Annotated in this window: 18 protein-coding genes; 1 reads left to right on the top strand and 17 read right to left on the bottom strand. The window is 36.2% G+C overall.

From position 1 onward, the window contains the following. Positions 1 to 21 precede the first annotated feature (21 nt). From AC4PID_RS15315 to AC4PID_RS15290, 6 genes are all read right to left on the bottom strand, one after another. On the bottom strand, positions 22 to 336 hold the full coding sequence (locus AC4PID_RS15315; protein ID WP_492132855.1) for a cupin domain-containing protein: 315 nt from the start codon (positions 334 to 336) through the stop codon (positions 22 to 24). A 114-nt stretch (positions 337 to 450) separates the two neighbouring features. Next, positions 451 to 1,413 (bottom strand): YbgA family protein, encoded by a 963-nt coding sequence (locus AC4PID_RS15310; RefSeq protein WP_492132854.1) that lies wholly within the window; start codon positions 1,411 to 1,413, stop codon positions 451 to 453. Between the two features lie 58 nt (positions 1,414 to 1,471). Further along, on the bottom strand, positions 1,472 to 1,687 hold the full coding sequence (locus tag AC4PID_RS15305) for a helix-turn-helix transcriptional regulator (protein WP_492132853.1): 216 nt from the start codon (positions 1,685 to 1,687) through the stop codon (positions 1,472 to 1,474). Then, positions 1,674 to 2,111 carry a DUF2178 domain-containing protein gene (locus tag AC4PID_RS15300; protein WP_492132852.1) on the bottom strand — a complete coding sequence of 146 codons (438 nt, stop codon included), beginning with the start codon at positions 2,109 to 2,111 and terminating at the stop codon, positions 1,674 to 1,676. The genes AC4PID_RS15305 and AC4PID_RS15300 overlap by 14 nt, the downstream gene beginning before the upstream one ends. Before the next feature lie 167 nt (positions 2,112 to 2,278). Next, entirely contained in the window at positions 2,279 to 3,724 is a 1,446-nt protein-coding gene (locus AC4PID_RS15295; RefSeq protein ID WP_492132851.1) for an FAD-dependent oxidoreductase, read from the bottom strand. 8 nt (positions 3,725 to 3,732) lie between these two features. After that, complete coding sequence (locus tag AC4PID_RS15290; protein WP_492132850.1) at positions 3,733 to 4,083, bottom strand: FMN-binding protein; 351 nt, start codon at positions 4,081 to 4,083, stop codon at positions 3,733 to 3,735. 233 nt (positions 4,084 to 4,316) lie between these two features. Between AC4PID_RS15290 and AC4PID_RS15285 the strand changes: the two genes are divergently transcribed. Then, positions 4,317 to 4,910 carry a TetR/AcrR family transcriptional regulator gene (locus tag AC4PID_RS15285; protein WP_492132849.1) on the top strand — a complete coding sequence of 198 codons (594 nt, stop codon included), beginning with the start codon at positions 4,317 to 4,319 and terminating at the stop codon, positions 4,908 to 4,910. 29 nt (positions 4,911 to 4,939) lie between these two features. On the opposite strand, the gene AC4PID_RS15280 is transcribed toward AC4PID_RS15285, so the two are convergent. The 11 genes from AC4PID_RS15280 to AC4PID_RS15230 all read right to left on the bottom strand — a co-directional run bounded on the left by AC4PID_RS15280 (position 4,940) and on the right by AC4PID_RS15230 (position 15,548). Then, a complete protein-coding gene (locus tag AC4PID_RS15280) occupies positions 4,940 to 5,641 on the bottom strand; it encodes an MgtC/SapB family protein (protein WP_492132848.1) in 702 nt (233 codons plus the stop codon). Positions 5,642 to 5,655: 14 nt separating this feature from the next. Beyond that, positions 5,656 to 6,030 (bottom strand): DUF1667 domain-containing protein, encoded by a 375-nt coding sequence (locus tag AC4PID_RS15275; RefSeq protein ID WP_492132847.1) that lies wholly within the window; start codon positions 6,028 to 6,030, stop codon positions 5,656 to 5,658. A gap of 2 nt (positions 6,031 to 6,032) precedes the next feature. Next, the gene (locus AC4PID_RS15270) at positions 6,033 to 7,328 is read right to left on the bottom strand and encodes an NAD(P)/FAD-dependent oxidoreductase (RefSeq protein ID WP_492132846.1); all 1,296 of its coding nucleotides are present in this window, start codon (positions 7,326 to 7,328) and stop codon (positions 6,033 to 6,035) included. 15 nt (positions 7,329 to 7,343) lie between these two features. Next, positions 7,344 to 8,774, bottom strand: a complete 1,431-nt coding sequence (locus AC4PID_RS15265) for an NAD(P)/FAD-dependent oxidoreductase (protein WP_492132845.1) — start codon at positions 8,772 to 8,774, stop codon at positions 7,344 to 7,346. A 107-nt stretch (positions 8,775 to 8,881) separates the two neighbouring features. Further along, positions 8,882 to 9,451: a glycerol-3-phosphate responsive antiterminator gene (locus AC4PID_RS15260; RefSeq protein ID WP_492132844.1), complete on the bottom strand. Its 570-nt coding sequence runs from the start codon at positions 9,449 to 9,451 to the stop codon at positions 8,882 to 8,884. A 24-nt stretch (positions 9,452 to 9,475) separates the two neighbouring features. Then, on the bottom strand, positions 9,476 to 10,270 hold the full coding sequence (locus AC4PID_RS15255) for an HAD-IIA family hydrolase (RefSeq protein WP_492132843.1): 795 nt from the start codon (positions 10,268 to 10,270) through the stop codon (positions 9,476 to 9,478). 28 nt (positions 10,271 to 10,298) lie between these two features. Then, positions 10,299 to 11,582: a TRAP transporter large permease gene (locus AC4PID_RS15250; RefSeq protein ID WP_492132842.1), complete on the bottom strand. Its 1,284-nt coding sequence runs from the start codon at positions 11,580 to 11,582 to the stop codon at positions 10,299 to 10,301. Beyond that, positions 11,582 to 12,082: a TRAP transporter small permease gene (locus AC4PID_RS15245; protein ID WP_492132841.1), complete on the bottom strand. Its 501-nt coding sequence runs from the start codon at positions 12,080 to 12,082 to the stop codon at positions 11,582 to 11,584. Before AC4PID_RS15245 ends, AC4PID_RS15250 begins: the two co-directional genes overlap by 1 nt. Positions 12,083 to 12,223: 141 nt before the next feature. Continuing rightward, the gene (locus tag AC4PID_RS15240; RefSeq protein WP_492132840.1) at positions 12,224 to 13,270 is read right to left on the bottom strand and encodes a C4-dicarboxylate TRAP transporter substrate-binding protein; all 1,047 of its coding nucleotides are present in this window, start codon (positions 13,268 to 13,270) and stop codon (positions 12,224 to 12,226) included. Between the two features lie 604 nt (positions 13,271 to 13,874). Next, positions 13,875 to 14,792: a DegV family protein gene (locus tag AC4PID_RS15235; RefSeq protein ID WP_492132839.1), complete on the bottom strand. Its 918-nt coding sequence runs from the start codon at positions 14,790 to 14,792 to the stop codon at positions 13,875 to 13,877. An 87-nt stretch (positions 14,793 to 14,879) separates the two neighbouring features. Continuing rightward, positions 14,880 to 15,548 carry a hypothetical protein gene (locus tag AC4PID_RS15230; protein WP_492132838.1) on the bottom strand — a complete coding sequence of 223 codons (669 nt, stop codon included), beginning with the start codon at positions 15,546 to 15,548 and terminating at the stop codon, positions 14,880 to 14,882. Positions 15,549 to 15,579: the final 31 nt, after the last annotated feature.

The raw sequence follows: 15,579 nt of genomic DNA, 5'->3' as shown, positions 1-15,579 counted from the left end.
TAAGCAATCCTTTTTTTAGTGTTATAACTGTGGTGCAGGTGCCTTAACAACGATTAGCTCTAAAGTCGCTAAATGTTGGTTACTCACTTGCATTTTTGTATCAAATGGAATTTTTAAAACGGTTCCCATCTCGTATATTGCAACTTCTTGATCGCCCAATGCAATCGATAGCGTACCTCTAACAACGGTCATATAAACAGTTGCATTTGTATTATGTGAGGGTACGACATCACCTTTTGGTAATACAATGTGTGCAAAGTGAATGTTCTCATCCTGGATTATTTTCTCTACCACCTTCTCGGCGTTTTGCGTCAAATGAAAAACTTGCTCTAACATTAGGCACCTCCTCTTATTTATTCTAGTTTATCAAAGTTAGAAAATTGAGTCGGTAACCATAGTTACTTTTGATGCATTTTCATTCGACTTGAAGACATTAAAACAGGGTTGCATTTATAACCCTTTGCCAGAATCCGTAACATTAATTAACGCCTCAGGAAATGGCGCAAATATAACTTGGTTCTCTAGATAATCCATTTCAAATCTTGCTACCCAAGAGCTCAGAATTGACATTACACTTGAAAATGGCAATTGTTTATTTCGATAATGTTCCAAAGTGTCTAAGAAATAAGCCTTCTCTTTCGTATTTAGATGCTTCGAAAAATAACCAAAAATGTGTAAGACGACGTTGATATTACGACTTGAACTTACAGGGGTTTTTAAAGCTTTGTCAAGGGCTTCGCCATATTTGACTAGCACCTCCTTTAACTCAAGGTGTTCATGATTCGCAACGATTCGTCCCATTACAGTCAATTGATTTTGGTTATATGCCATTAAAAGATACTTATGATTGCTGTGAAATGCTACTAGGCTTTTATGATTATTTTCCTTTATTACCTCACGAAACCGTGCATGGGTAAAAATTCTTGTATAAAACTGTTCTCTAATATTGTAGTTTAAAAGTCTACCCTCATCTTCTACTGCCAAACGATCAAATTGTTCAAGTATAATACTTCCAAATATGCCTTTTGTTTTTTTGGGCAACTTTGGTACTTTTCCATGTGACTGATAGACCTTAACGTCTTTTATGCCACAGGAAGGCGATTTGCTCTTGAGTAAAAAACCGTCCAAGTCCATTTGATTAATCCGCAGAACTTGATCCTGAGCATAAGCCTTCATTTGATGCGTAACATCTTCTCCTGACAACGAGAATACTAGCATTTCGTCTTGATCTTTTTCAACAATTCTAAGAGATTGTCGTGGTGAAGGCAATCCAATTGCCATTTCCGGACAAAGTGGTATAAAGTTCACAAACGCCATTAATTGTTTTACATTTGAGTCGTTTATTTGAGAACCATCATATCTGCAATGACCATGCTCGATACACTTACTTATTACAATATTAGGTTTAACCATTATAAACACCCACCTCCTATAATTTAGTTAGTTGATATCAACTTTATACCAACTAATCCTACCCAAACTCAAAAATAAATATGTCATCAATAGAAACTTTGAATACATACGCGATTCGAGCTGCAAGTATCAAGGATGGTGAATAACGATCTTGTTCCAATGAAATGATGGTCTGCCTTGTACACCCCACTAAATCAGCCAATTGTTGCTGACTCATTTCTCCATTTTCAAATCTGAGTTTACGAATGTTGTTCGTCAGTTTAAATTCTGCCATAGCCTTCTTCTTTCCGATCATAATAGAGGAAATAGGCGCTATTTAAAATATAAAATAAGAATGCTGAGGTATATGCTAAAAACCACATCCACGATGCTGGCATCATCTGATTATTTTCGTATATCGTATAAATGGTAATGCCAAATATAAAAACATACATCAAAATAGAAATCGATGTTGCTTTCACAGCTTTTAACTCTACAAGATATTCTCTTTCATCTGACTTTATTTTCCTCGTTTTAAATAAAATTAATGAAAATACTAAATAGCCACCACCAAATAGTAATGCACACATAAACCGGATATTCTTTTGTGCCATCCAATCTATAGGACCTGTAGCTATTGCAAATAAGTAGATAAACACAACTAAAACCAAACTCCAAAGAATTAAAGTCATCCACGCCTTTGATCGATTCGTTTGCATAAACTCACTCCTTTCTATGATTTTATTGTAATACTTTTTTTACACAATGTAAAATATATTTTACATCTCGATTGCTCACTTTTATTATAATCCAGCTAAAATAAAAAGCATTTGAACTTCATATATATGCGTTCAAATGCTTTCATTCAATTAAATCTTGTTAATCACTATTTTTCGATGAGTTGAGCTGCATTTCTTCCTGCTTCTCTACCAAAAGCAATGCACATTTGAATAGAAGTACCACTTGCTGGATATACTTTATAGAAGAAGTCACCATTTGCCACTTCGCCTGCAGCATATAGCCCAGTAATCGGATTCCCATCTTCCTTTAAAACTCTTGCATCTAAATCAGTTTTAAGACCGGAAAGTGTTCCTAAAATCGCAGGTACGATTTTCAATGCATAATACTTAGGTGCGTTAATTTCCGGATGACCAGTTAATATTTTACCATATTCACCGTCTACACCATCTGTGATCATTTGATTATAGTTATTTACTGTTTTAACAAAATTCTCACCATTAATGCCAGCTTGTTCCGCTAAGCCTTCAAGAGAATCTGAAACAAAGGCTGAACCTTTCTCAACTGCTTTGTCCAATGCTGGAGAGTAAGTGTTTTGATCAAAGATTAAATACGATACGCCTTGAGGTTGATTTCTTAATGATTCATAGAATACTGGATAATCAGAAGATTCATCAACAAATCTCTCACCATCAACATTGACATATAAATATGGCATCCACATCAACATACAAATCTCTGTTGTATAAGCAGGTTCACCTTCAACTGCTCTAAATCCAATAACGCCATCATTTGATACAACTTTTGCACCAATTTCTTTTGCCATTGAAAGGCCATCACCAGTATTACCTACTCCAGAAAATGTCTTTTGATCTACTGCAACAGTCGCATACTCTTTAACTAGTTCACTACTTCTATCAAATCCACCAGTGGCAATAATAACTGCTTTTGAGCTGATTTTAAGAATATTACCATCTTTGTCTTCAGCTTCTACACCAACAACTTCGTTAGATTCATTTGTAATTAGTTTTTTTGCTGAGGTTTGAAGTTTAACTTCAACATTTTTTGATATAGCATAGTCTTTCAAAGGATTGATAATTCCAGAGCCATGCTCTAATGCCGAAACCGCTCTTAAAACTGGCGATGTTCCAGTTGCGTGTGGCTCACTAAACTTCACACCTAAGTCAACTAACCAATCGACATTTGCACCTGATTGCTCAGCTACAAATCTTAGATAGGACTCACTCGCCTTATTCTCTGATCTTTCTAACCAGTAGTTAACCAACTCATCGACTGAGTCTTCAATTCCATTTTCCTCTTGAATTTTTGAACCAGTGGAATACACGATTCCGCCTGACAACACTGTGCTACCACCTAGCATTGGTAATTTTTCTAAAAGTACTACTGAGGCACCTGCTTCTGCTGCTTCTATTGCAGCAGATAAACCAGCTGCACCACCACCTACTACTACAACATCATAGTTTAGCTCTTCAACATTAATTTTTTCTTCGGTAGGCTGTGTATCTTGACTACACCCAGTAAATAGCCCCCCAATTAAAACAAATACTAAAACAAACGCGATTAACTTTCTCATAACTCCCCCTATTTAGTTGCCTTATTTAACGCATCATTTACAGCTGTGATGATTGCCTCTGAACTAACGGTTGCACCTGTAACCGTTTCTACATCTGTACTTTGACTATCAATAATTGACTTTGGCACTTCTGTAAAAGCGACTTCAGAAACACCAGATGTTTCTGCCTGTGAGGTTACATCGATCGACTTTATTGCGCCTTTTTCAATCGTAACCAATAATTGTATGTCACCATGAACACCTTCTGCTTTTCCTTCATATGAACCATCGTTCCATTTTGACTCAGACTCTTTAGCACATGCAAATAAACTTAATGAACAAATGAGAATAAAGCATAGCAAAATACTAGTTTTTTTCAAAACAAACCTCCAAATGTGAATAAATTAACATATCCTTAAAAAATAAAGTCGCTCCGTCGAGCGCTTAATTATACATGCATGTATGTATGTTCAAGTCGATTATAACTCATATTTCCCCATACATCAATAACAAAAGTGAATTATAAGCAATATTTATACATCAAAGTATAAAATACCAGTTTGTAGTCCACTATCTACTGTGTTATTATAAATATATCTCGGAGGTGTTTATTTTGATTTCATCTGATAAGAATACAATTAATGAGTTGGTAGAGAAAGCAATCGAACTGTTCTCTATCAAAGGATATGCGGCAACTAATCTAACCGATATAACTGACGCTCTTGGCATCTCAAGGGGCCCAATATATTATCATTTTAAAGACAAATTGGGATTATACACTGCTGCATTTGATAAATTTGATTCTGATGTACGAGCAGCTCATGCAAAAATAATTGATAATGATAAGCACATCATTAACTTCATCGAAGATGTTATTTTTGATTGTGCTATTCGAAATACAATTTATGGTCCTAATTTTTTTGTAGGAATTGAAACAATTGAAGAACTTAAAGATGTGAAGTATAAGTATGATTTAATGAACTCTGATATATACCAAGAAAAAATACATTATGTAGAGCGTGCAAAAAATAAAGGTGAAGTAATGAAAAGTATCGACGCTAAACAAATTGCTGATTTGATTTACGTTATTTATAATGGATTACTTACTTCCATTCAATCAAATTTACTTAAAGATTATACTGAAAATGAAATGAGAAATTTAATTAGAATCTTATTGTTTGGTATTGAAAGATATTGTTGTGCATAAAAAGGGGCTTTCATCTGAAAGCCCCTTTTCTAACTTACTTCTATTTCACCAAAGTCTTCTTCCCAGCCTGCGCTTTCGACCCCTTCAACGCCAAGCAGTTCATCGAAAAATCTTTCCATGATAAGCTTTGAAGGCAATTTTATCGTAAAATAGATAATGCCTTTACCAAAGTCATCGTATTCGTTTTCGCTGTTTACTTTGATATCTTTTACACTTATATTGTTTTTGCCAAGGATTTGACCGACATCTCCTATCAATCCCACTCGTTTCGTACAGTAGACAACCAAAGATTTATAATTACTCTTAAAAACGCGCTTCTCGATGAAGCCCATACTTCTAAGAGTGATGAGTACGATAATCGTCGTTGCTGCGCCACCGATATAGTAACCATTTCCTATCGCTAAACCAATTCCCCCACAAACCCATATACTCGCTGCGGTGGTTAAACCGTGTATGCTATTGCCGTTCCTTAATATAGTCCCTGCCCCTAAAAAACCAATCCCACTAACGACTTGTGCAGCTAATCTTGCAGGCTCACCGCCTGATCCACTATTTCCCATTCCAGAAAAGCCGTACATAGAGATCAACATAATAAGTGCAGAGCCCAAAGTTACTAAGATATGCGTTCTTAAGCCAGCTGGTCGATTTTGTGCTTCTCTTTCCATGCCGACGATGCCACCAGCTATAGCAGATGCAACTAATCTCAGTACCAATTCAACTTCGCTTATCATGTCATGCCTCCTTCTTATTGAACATTTTTCATACTTCTAGAAGCAAGTATATCAATCCCTGTTCCAAGGATATTGGTTATAATAATTTCACCAGCTATTACAGGTGCCTTTACCTCTACTCTATTAATGATTGCCATTGCCTGTCCAAGAAGTTCCTTAGGTAGTGGTGCAGATGACTTAACTGGCATTCTACTGATAAAGGCATGAGAAATAGTGACTGTCGTCGTCAGCATCCTCGTCGGCTTTTTCATTTCCTTTACAGCGTAATTTTTACCTCTTGAACACTTATTGCCAACTACTTTAAAGCCACTTTTTTCCGAAGTGTCCTCACTAATTGTCATGTTGCAACCGATTGGGCAAACGATACAGACCATATCTATTTTTTCCAAAATTACGCCTCCTTTCTTAAAAGTTCTATTGAAATTTCTCCATTTTGAGCTAATAATAGCTTTTCTACATTTACTTTAATATTTTCCATTTCACCTGGTGCGACATGCGGTCTTTTAAACTCATCTAGGATTTGCTCTCCCGACTTAACTTGAATCACAACATCGCTATAGACGTTGTCTACACGCATCATTAATTCGACTTTGTTATGAGGTTCCTGATTAACGATATCTTTCGAGATTTCAATTTTTTGAGGCACCACATATCTGATTCCATTAGTTGCTTTAACTCGATATAAACTTAAAATTGCTTCACCAATTGATCCATCTAATTGTTTTACATAATTTGCAGCATTTTTACCAGCAATTTGACTTTCCTCAGAAACCCAGTCTACCAAATCATGTACTTGAACCACATTACCACATGCAAAAATACCTGGTATAGATGTTTCTCTAGTGTTGCTTACGACTGGTCCACTTGTTATTCGATCCAGATCAACACCGGTCTCCTTGGAGAGTTCATTTTCGGGAATTAAGCCAACTGATAAGAGCAATGTATCGCATTCAAATCGTTTCTCAGTACCCTGGATTGGCTTATATTTCTCGTCAACTTTTGCAATAGTAACCGCCGAGACTCGATCGTTTCCTTCGATGTTGGTCACCGTATGCTTTAAATACAGTGGAATATTAAAATCGTCTAGACATTGAACGATATTCCTTTTCAAACCGCCTGAAAATGGCATTAGTTCAGCTACTGCCAGAACTTCTGCACCTTCAAGCGTCATTCTCCTTGCCATGATTAGACCGATGTCACCAGAACCAAGGATGACCACTCTTTTACCAACCATGTAGCCTTCCATATTGACAAATCGTTGTGCCGTTCCAGCCGTCATCACACCCGCTGGTCGTGTTCCCGGAACTCTAATAGCGCCCCTTGTTCTTTCCCTACACCCCATCGCCAATATAACCGCTTTTGCCTGTATTTTAAGCAAACCATCCACTGAATTGATGGCTTTTACCAGTTTGTCTGGAGATACTTCTAAAACCATAGTATCTAGCTTATATTCAATTCCTAAGTTATGAAATGCTTCAATGTATCTTTCAGCATATTCAGGACCTGTCAATTCTTCTTTGAAAGTATGAAGTCCGAAGCCGTTGTGGATACATTGTTGTAAGATGCCACCTAGCTCTCTATCTCTTTCAATTAAAAGTACTTTTTCAATGCCGTTTTTCTTAGCTTCTATTGCAGCTGCCAGCCCCGCTGGGCCACCACCGATTACAACAATATCATAATGAATCATATAATCCTCCAAGTGTTATTTGGTATGACCCGTTAGTATAAACGAGTCCTTTGAGTCTTTGACCACATTCTCAATATCGATCTTTAACTCTCGTGATAAAATTTCCATAACTCTTGGTGCACAGAATCCACCTTGACATCTACCTGAGCCAGGTCTTGCTCTTCTTTTTACGCCGTCCAAGGTAGTCGCCCCTGCACTTCTACTTATGACGTCGATAATTTCACCCTCTGTTATGTTTTCACATCGACAAATCACTCTACCAAATGCAGGATTCTCTTTTATCAAACTGTCTTTTTCTTCATCTGGTAAACTAATAAAATGAATCGGAGGTTTACGATTTGGGTTAAAATCCACATTGATTTTCAAACCACCAAACGAATTTTCAACTAAAGAAACCACATATTCGGCAATGGCTGGCGCTGCTGTTAAACCAGGCGAATCAATACCAGCTACATTGATAAAATTAGGTGTGTCCTTTGATAGCGAAACGATAAAATCACCATTTTCAGTTTTAGCTCTTAGTCCCGTGAAGGAAGTGATTACATTTCTAAAATCAAGGTCTTTTACCGTTTCTTTTGCATAATCATTAATAAATGATAAGCCATCAAATGTTGTCGCAAAATCATTCTTGTCCTCTACATAGTTCGATGTTGGACCTACGATAAGATTACCGTGTGCGGTAGGTGCTACCAAAACACCTTTTCCCTTTTTTGTTGGACATCTAAAGATGACTGAATTAACGTGCTTGCCCATTGATTTATCAAATAGGTTATACTCACCAGAGTTCGGTAAGATTTTAAATGCATTTGGTGCAATCATGTCGTTTATTTCATCCGCAAAAAGACCTGCGCAATTGATGACTAGCTTAGTGGGAATATCTGCTTGATTCGTTTTAACGACATAAGCTTCAGCCTTTTTTTCAATTCCTGTCACTTTGTGATTTAAGAATAGTCTAACGCCATTATCGATTGCATTTTCAGCTAGTGCAATGGCAAGCTCCCATGGACCCACTATCCCAGCTGTTTTTGCATGAAGTGCTCCAAAGACTTCTTCCGATACATTTGGTTCCAGTGCTAAAGTTTCTTCTTTTGTAAGTATACTTAACTCAGGCACACCATTTTTTAGACCTCTTTCGTACAATTGATGAACGGTAGTCATTTCTTCTTCGGAAAATGCTAAAACCAATGAACCAATTCTTTGAAACGGAACATGAAGCTCTCTGGTTAATGCTTCATAAAGTTCATTGCCTCTTACATTGAACCTAGCTTTTAAACTATCTTCTGTGGCATCGTAACCGGCATGAACAATTGCACTGTTTGCCTTAGTGGTACCGTCAGAAATATCATTTTCTTTTTCGATAAGTGCAATATTCAACTTAAACTTCGAAAGTTCACGCGCAATAGCAGTACCAGTTATTCCAGCACCAATAATCGCTATATCATACATACATAAACTCCAATCCTATTTTTTCAATTAAAAAAGGAGAGCACTTTTAATAAACCTTTGTAAGGCTTACTAATTGGCTCTCCATCTTCTCAACCATCCCTATTTAATTACTTCAAATTCCACAAACTTTTTTTACTAGTTGAAACTGCAACCGCTCCGGATGCGAGTGCATCTCTTACGTCTTGTTCTGAATCAATCAAGCCCCCAGCAATGACTGGAACGCTTAACTGACTGTTTACTCTTTTAATTACACTCGGCATTACGCCTGGCATAATTTCAACCATATCTGGTTTAAGCGTATGAACACTTTTTACAGTCATCTCAAAAGACTTATTGTCAATTAAGAAAAAACGTTGAATGGTAAATATGCCCTTACTTGCTGCCACTTTTATATGACTACTTTTGGTGCTAATCACACCAAATGGACGAATCTCTTTTATGATGTAATCAATCGCTTTTGAATCACGACCAATTCCTTCCAAGAAATCCATATGAATAATGGCATTCTTACCCGCCTTTTCTATTTTATCAACAAGAAGTCGCGCATTGAATATATCTGCACAGAGCAGAAAAATCGTACTCGCCTTTGAATTGATCGCTGCATCGACGTCCTTTTCGGTCTGAACTGCTGCAATAACTGGATTGCTTTTGAGTTTGTCAACAATTAACTCTCTCATCTCAATTCCTTTACTTTTCTCTATTTATCTTATCGCTTCACTGATTGCCTTTACTGATGAAAATTGATAATCCGATTTCACTTCTGATGATTCATAATCAGAGATTGTCGTTTCGCCACTGTATACAAGTACTGAGGTTATACCAGCGTTTACACCAAGTTGAATGTCGGTATACAATCGATCACCTACCATAGCAACCTCGTCTTTATCCAACTGATACTTATCTAAAATGGATTCAACGATATGATGACTTGGTTTACCTATGACCTCAGGTAACTTACCTGTAGAAGCTTCGATAAACTTAATCATCGCTCCTGTATCTGGCATATATTTGCCACCATCAAGGGGGCAATTGAAGTCTGGATGTGTCGCTAGGTAAGGCACACCTTCTCTTACATGATCACAGGCAATCCATAACTTTTCATAAGTGAGCGTTGTATCAAATCCTAGTACCACGAAATCTGGTATTTCAGATCGATCACGAATGAGCTCAAACCCGTGTGAAATCAACTCTTCTTCGAGATAATGTGTCCCTAGAACAAATAGCTTCGCATTTTTTTTCTGATTTTTTAAATAGATTGCGGTTGCTTCCCCAGAAGTGAAAATTCTGTTTTGATCAACTTCAAGTCCTAAGCCACTTAATTTTGCTTGATACGCTTCCCGATTTTTTGAAGAATTATTGGTTAAAAATACATAAGATTTTCCTTGTGCTTCGAGAAGCTTAAGAAACTCCAATGCACCGTCAATCATATGATTGCCCAAATAAATCGTTCCATCCATATCTAAAAGAAACGTTTTTACATCTTTAATATTTTGCATGGACACTCCTTTGTTCTTTTACCTAATTCTAAAATAAATTAAGCGTAAATAGCGCAATACCCTCTGAGTAAGTGATTAAAACAAGCACGAGTAATAATGCTATTATAAATGGCCAAACCTCTTTTAGGAAGTCCTCAAGTTTTACATTTACTATTGAACATACGGTAAACATCATTGAACCAAATGGAGGTGTTAATCCACCAATCATGATATTAACGATGAAAATCATACCAAAGTGAATTGGATCTACACCAAACACTTTAACAGCAGGTACTAATAACGGTGCTAGAATAACTAACGCTGCGCCACCTTCGATAAACATACCGATAAAAAGTAACATAATATTGATGACCATTAATAATATGAGTGGTGAGCTCGTCATATTCATCAAGAACTCTGTTACCATTTGAGGGATTCTCTCAAGTGTTAAATAGTATCCAAATACCTTTGCACTTGAAATGATAATCATAACTGCACCGGTGCTTTTCACTGTATCCATAAGAATAATTGGAATATGGTGCAACTTTAACTTTTTATAGACAAAGAATCCAACAAATACAGAGAACAGAACTGCAATTGCACCCGCTTCAGTCGGTGTAAACATACCGATACGCATCCCCATGATGATACCAAACGGAATGAGTAAAGCCCAAATCGATTTGATAAATTGACCACCTATTTCTCTTGGAGACGCCATTTTATCTCTACTTGGTTCGTAGTTTCTACGTTTTGAGATAATGTGCACTGCGATCATTAAAGCCACTGCCATGAGTATACCAGGCATATACGCAGCTAAGAACATATCTCCAACAGAAACGTTGGCAATAATTGCATATAAAATTAGGTTTGTTCCCGGTGGAATAACTGGACTAATTGCTGATGATGCCGCTGTAATAGCCGCCGAAAACGGTTTTGAAAAACCCTTTTTAACCATCTCAGGAACTAGGATCTTCGATTGCATCGCAGCATCTGCATTAGCAGAACCTGAGATACCACCCATTAGTGCACTTAGAAGAACGTTAACTTGAGCAAGACCGCCTCTTAAATGGCCTACCAGTACTTCAGCGAAATTCATCAAGGCTTCACTGATCCCTGAGTAGTTCATAACGGACCCGACCATTATAAAGAACGGAACTGCCAAGTATGGGAAAGATTCAACAGAGGTTACAAACTGTTGGATAACCAGTTCCATAGGCATTGTATTGTTGATAAAGATGAAATAAAAAAGTGATGCCCCCATTAATGCATATGCAATAGGGATATTTAGAAAAAATAGTACGAAGAGTACTATAATCGGATACAAGGCTTCCATTACTCTATATCCCCCTTATCTTCTTTATTTTTTGAAAATAATCCCATTACATGTTGTATGAAGAAATAAATTGCATATATGGAAATAAGACCGAATGCAATTACAATTGCTGCATAAATATACTTATAAGATATCTCTAGTGCAGCTGTTATTTTAGTTGAATTCGAAACGTACTTGTAGCTAAAAAATAACATAATAAACGAAAGACCAGCTGTAATGAGTAGTGTGATCATTTCTAAAATATATCGCCCTTTTGGTGGCAATAACTTTACTAGGGCTTCAACACCTATTAACCCTTTACTTTTAAAAGAACTAGCAAAACCTAAAAAGATAACCCATACAAACGAGCCTACTGCAATCTCTTCAGCCCAATGAAAGGTGAACTTAAGGAAATAACGCGTAAATACATTCATCATAACAATTAATGTCGTTATTAACAAAAAGACACTTCCGATATATAAGGCATAATCTTTTCCAAATAACTTACGGAAATTTTTCATATATACCCCCAACAATATTACTATCCAAATGCATCTTATATCATACGAGTTCATTGACTCGTATCTACATAAGATGCACTTGTAATTTTATTGAGAAAGTTGGAAAGACGTATCCTTCCAACTTCTCCACATATTACTTAACTATTTTAGATTTTCTTGGATAACAGTAAGTTCCTTGATGATTTCATCGTAGATACCTGGTGTCCATTTGTCGAATTTTTCAAAAACAGGTGCTGCTGCTTTTTGGAATGCAACTGCGTCAACTTCATTAAAGTTAACGCCTTCAGCTTTAAGTAGATCAGCATATTCAGCTTCTAACTTCTCAGTTTCAGCTAAATTGTCTTCCATACCTTTTTCAAACTCTTCTGAGATAATCGTTCTTTGTTCTTCAGTTAAGCTATCCCATACTTGAGTTGAAATACAAACTGCAGATACGCCTAAAAGGTGATTGGTTAATGAATATTCTTTAACGTTTTCATACTGCTTTGTACCATAGTATGTCATGATTGAACCTTCAACACCGTCGATAACACCTTGTTGGATAGCAGCATAAGTATCTGGATAAGGCATAGATACTGGGTTAGCGCCCATTGCTTCAAGTGTATAAGTGTAAAGTTGGCTGGTAGGAACGCGGATATTTAAACCATTCATATCAGCAGGTTCATGAATCGGTTTATTTGTCATCATGCTTCTAAATCCAAAAACCCAGTCCAATGAGAGAACTTTTATGCCTTGCTCTTCAGCTTGTGCATTTAAGTTTTCTACAAGTGGCGTTTTTGTCATAGCCAAATACTCATCAAATGAAGTATAAAGGAATGGTCCTGTAACTGCGTTATAATCTGGTACATAATCGCCTAAGAAGTTAACGCCATCAACTAAGATCCAATCTGAACCTTGAACAACTTGTTCCATACCATCTTTACCAATCGGTAAGATACCGCCAGTAAATAACTGTAATTCTAAAGAACCGTTGCTTCTTTCGTTGATTGCTTCAACTACTTTTTTAAGTGAAATCGCAGTCTGCTCATCGTCTACGAATTTCGTTGTTACTTTGATTACTCTTGTTTCAACTTTCTCACCCGTTGTTTGATCACTTGCAGCATCAGTACTTTCTTTAGCTTCGCTTGCACAAGCGACTAAAGAAAATGTCAATGCAAGAATCAATAGCATTGCCAGAAACTTTTTCATAGAGTTTCTCCCCCTTATTATATTTTCTCTCAACTTATAAACGCCCATCTTCGTTTTAGTCTTACTTTGTTGAGAGCATCAGAGATGTTGGAATTTTCTGAATAATTCGAAAAATAGGCAAAAAAAACAACAATGAAACAACACCCAAAAGCATGTTGTCTATTGTTGACGCTCCTCTTCTCCTGTCATCAATAACACAAATCTTATTGCGAAATTTTAAAAATTCATTCTTTCCAACAAGGTAATTTTAACATATGCTATTTTTTTTGTAAAGTCAAAATGATATTATTATAATATTTATACTGTATATTTACATGTATATACACGACTTATAAATCCCAATATTTTAAAGCTTTATATCAATATATGTTATTTTGAAATAAGTTATACTTTATCATTTTTTTTGCTTTCTTGATGTTTTTATTGGTCTCATAACATAATACCTATTAACAAATCAATATTCACCTTAGAAAATAGTGCATAAAAAATCACAGTAAAAAACTTTGGACATCAGGTCCTTAGATTTTACCACAAGAGATATTGGGGCTAATAAAAAAAACCAAGTCTTTAAGGACTTGGTCTATTGATTACTCATATTTACACACTATTTGTGCGTAATCTTATTAATATTATTGACGAGCAAGCCATCCTTAATATGTGGTTTCTCCATAAAGTAAAATGACAATCCACCAAGTCCGACATGTGTCCCTACAGCAACACCCATTTGAAGTAAAAGAATATCACCTTTAAACTCCGTTTCTGAATGAATGAGATGAACTAAATTCTCTGCGTAGAGTTTATCTGAAGTATAGCCGACAATGACAAAATCGGTTTGTTCAAGATCAACCCTAGATTTAAATGCATTGATGTAATGTTGAAGAACGCCTTTTCTACCTCGCTCTTTACTTACAATTGCACCCTCACCCTGTTTCATGGTCATGATTGGTTTTACCTTCATGATTTTACCAATCAATGCGCTACCATATCGCAATCGACCACTACGTACTAAATTGTCTAAATCATCCACAGATAGAAAATGCTTTACGTTACGCTTATGTTGTTCGAGATAATCGACAATTTCTTCGAAATTTAATCCCTTTTCTATCAGTCTCAAACTTTTGAGAATTAACCAACCGCTCCCATGACTCATGGATGTACTGTCTAGTACGTGAATCTTATAATCATTTTCAGGATGTTCATCTTTAAAATAAGATTTGGCAATTTCAGCAGATTGATAGGAACCGCTTGTCTTACTTGACATGCAAATACAAAGGATTTCATTTTGACCATTTTGATAGGCATGTTCAAAATGCTTTAAAAAGTCAACTGGTGAAGGCATTGCAGTCGTAGGGTGAGACTTAAATTCAGCTATTTTAGAAAAGAATTCATCGGCTGTAATATCAATGCGATCTTTATAGGTTTTTCCATCTATGGTGATACTCAGTGGTGCAATTCCTATATCGTACTTGGCCACCAGTTCTTCACTTAAATCGCATGTTGAATCCGCGACGAGTTTAATCATTCTAACCTCCAAATAAATTCATAGTTCTAAAAAATTTGTGTAATTCATTATACTATGGATTTACTTTTCTGTGAACTGGTTGTATCGCTATTTGTACATCTTTATACTATTATATCCTAAAGCAATTAAAGCGATTCCCATAGGAAATGCGAAGATACGATTATAAGGATGTGGTACGAAGGATGCTGCAATCGTCGCAAAGGATGCAAATGCAAATAACAGAGTGACGACTTTACTATAACGTACGGATTTAGATAAGCTTAAACCAAAACCTAATCCACCAAAGACGTATAATAAACCTGCTACATTGGAGAGTACTGGAAAAATACCAAGTGACACAGATACTGTTACATGATCAAACAACCCCATCATACCGATGACATAGTCACTTGATGTATCCGCTACTAAGGGTAAAACAAATGCTTCATTAAAGCTAAAAATTGCAGATAAGAGCCAAAAAGTTACTAATAACAGAAAGCAAATCTTACCAAGTGATTTGAAATACATACGTTCTCTAACATAGAGTGTTATAAATCCCGCTGCGTTTAAGAGTGACATGATCATCGTGAGGATTGCCACAATAATCCATAGGTTAGATTTAACAATGTCTATCGTTTCACGCGGATGAATGAGTTGAATCATAATATAAAGTGCGCCTGATATCATTAGTCCAATCATAAAAATTAGTGCTAGTGAATCTTTCATATAATCATCTGTTACTTGTCTTTCAGTATTGTTCTGATGTTTATTTTTCATAATAAAATCTCCTTTGTTTAAGTTATGATCT

The sequence above is a fragment of the Fusibacter sp. QWL-12 genome, from assembly GCF_058683495.1.
The sequence above is the reverse complement of the archived record's forward strand: the minus strand, read 5'-3'. Positions and strand labels throughout refer to the sequence as shown.

Coding starts and splice junctions, on each gene's coding strand:
- AC4PID_RS15315 (WP_492132855.1), bottom strand. CDS start 336: ATGTTAGAGCAAGTTTTTCATTTGACGCAAAACGCCGAGAAGGTGGTA.
- AC4PID_RS15310 (WP_492132854.1), bottom strand. CDS start 1,413: ATGGTTAAACCTAATATTGTAATAAGTAAGTGTATCGAGCATGGTCAT.
- AC4PID_RS15305 (WP_492132853.1), bottom strand. CDS start 1,687: ATGGCAGAATTTAAACTGACGAACAACATTCGTAAACTCAGATTTGAA.
- AC4PID_RS15300 (WP_492132852.1), bottom strand. CDS start 2,111: ATGCAAACGAATCGATCAAAGGCGTGGATGACTTTAATTCTTTGGAGT.
- AC4PID_RS15295 (WP_492132851.1), bottom strand. CDS start 3,724: ATGAGAAAGTTAATCGCGTTTGTTTTAGTATTTGTTTTAATTGGGGGG.
- AC4PID_RS15280 (WP_492132848.1), bottom strand. CDS start 5,641: ATGATAAGCGAAGTTGAATTGGTACTGAGATTAGTTGCATCTGCTATA.
- AC4PID_RS15270 (WP_492132846.1), bottom strand. CDS start 7,328: ATGATTCATTATGATATTGTTGTAATCGGTGGTGGCCCAGCGGGGCTG.
- AC4PID_RS15265 (WP_492132845.1), bottom strand. CDS start 8,774: ATGTATGATATAGCGATTATTGGTGCTGGAATAACTGGTACTGCTATT.
- AC4PID_RS15260 (WP_492132844.1), bottom strand. CDS start 9,451: ATGAGAGAGTTAATTGTTGACAAACTCAAAAGCAATCCAGTTATTGCA.
- AC4PID_RS15255 (WP_492132843.1), bottom strand. CDS start 10,270: ATGCAAAATATTAAAGATGTAAAAACGTTTCTTTTAGATATGGATGGA.
- AC4PID_RS15250 (WP_492132842.1), bottom strand. CDS start 11,582: ATGGAAGCCTTGTATCCGATTATAGTACTCTTCGTACTATTTTTTCTA.
- AC4PID_RS15245 (WP_492132841.1), bottom strand. CDS start 12,082: ATGAAAAATTTCCGTAAGTTATTTGGAAAAGATTATGCCTTATATATC.
- AC4PID_RS15240 (WP_492132840.1), bottom strand. CDS start 13,270: ATGAAAAAGTTTCTGGCAATGCTATTGATTCTTGCATTGACATTTTCT.
- AC4PID_RS15235 (WP_492132839.1), bottom strand. CDS start 14,792: ATGATTAAACTCGTCGCGGATTCAACATGCGATTTAAGTGAAGAACTG.
- AC4PID_RS15230 (WP_492132838.1), bottom strand. CDS start 15,548: ATGAAAAATAAACATCAGAACAATACTGAAAGACAAGTAACAGATGAT.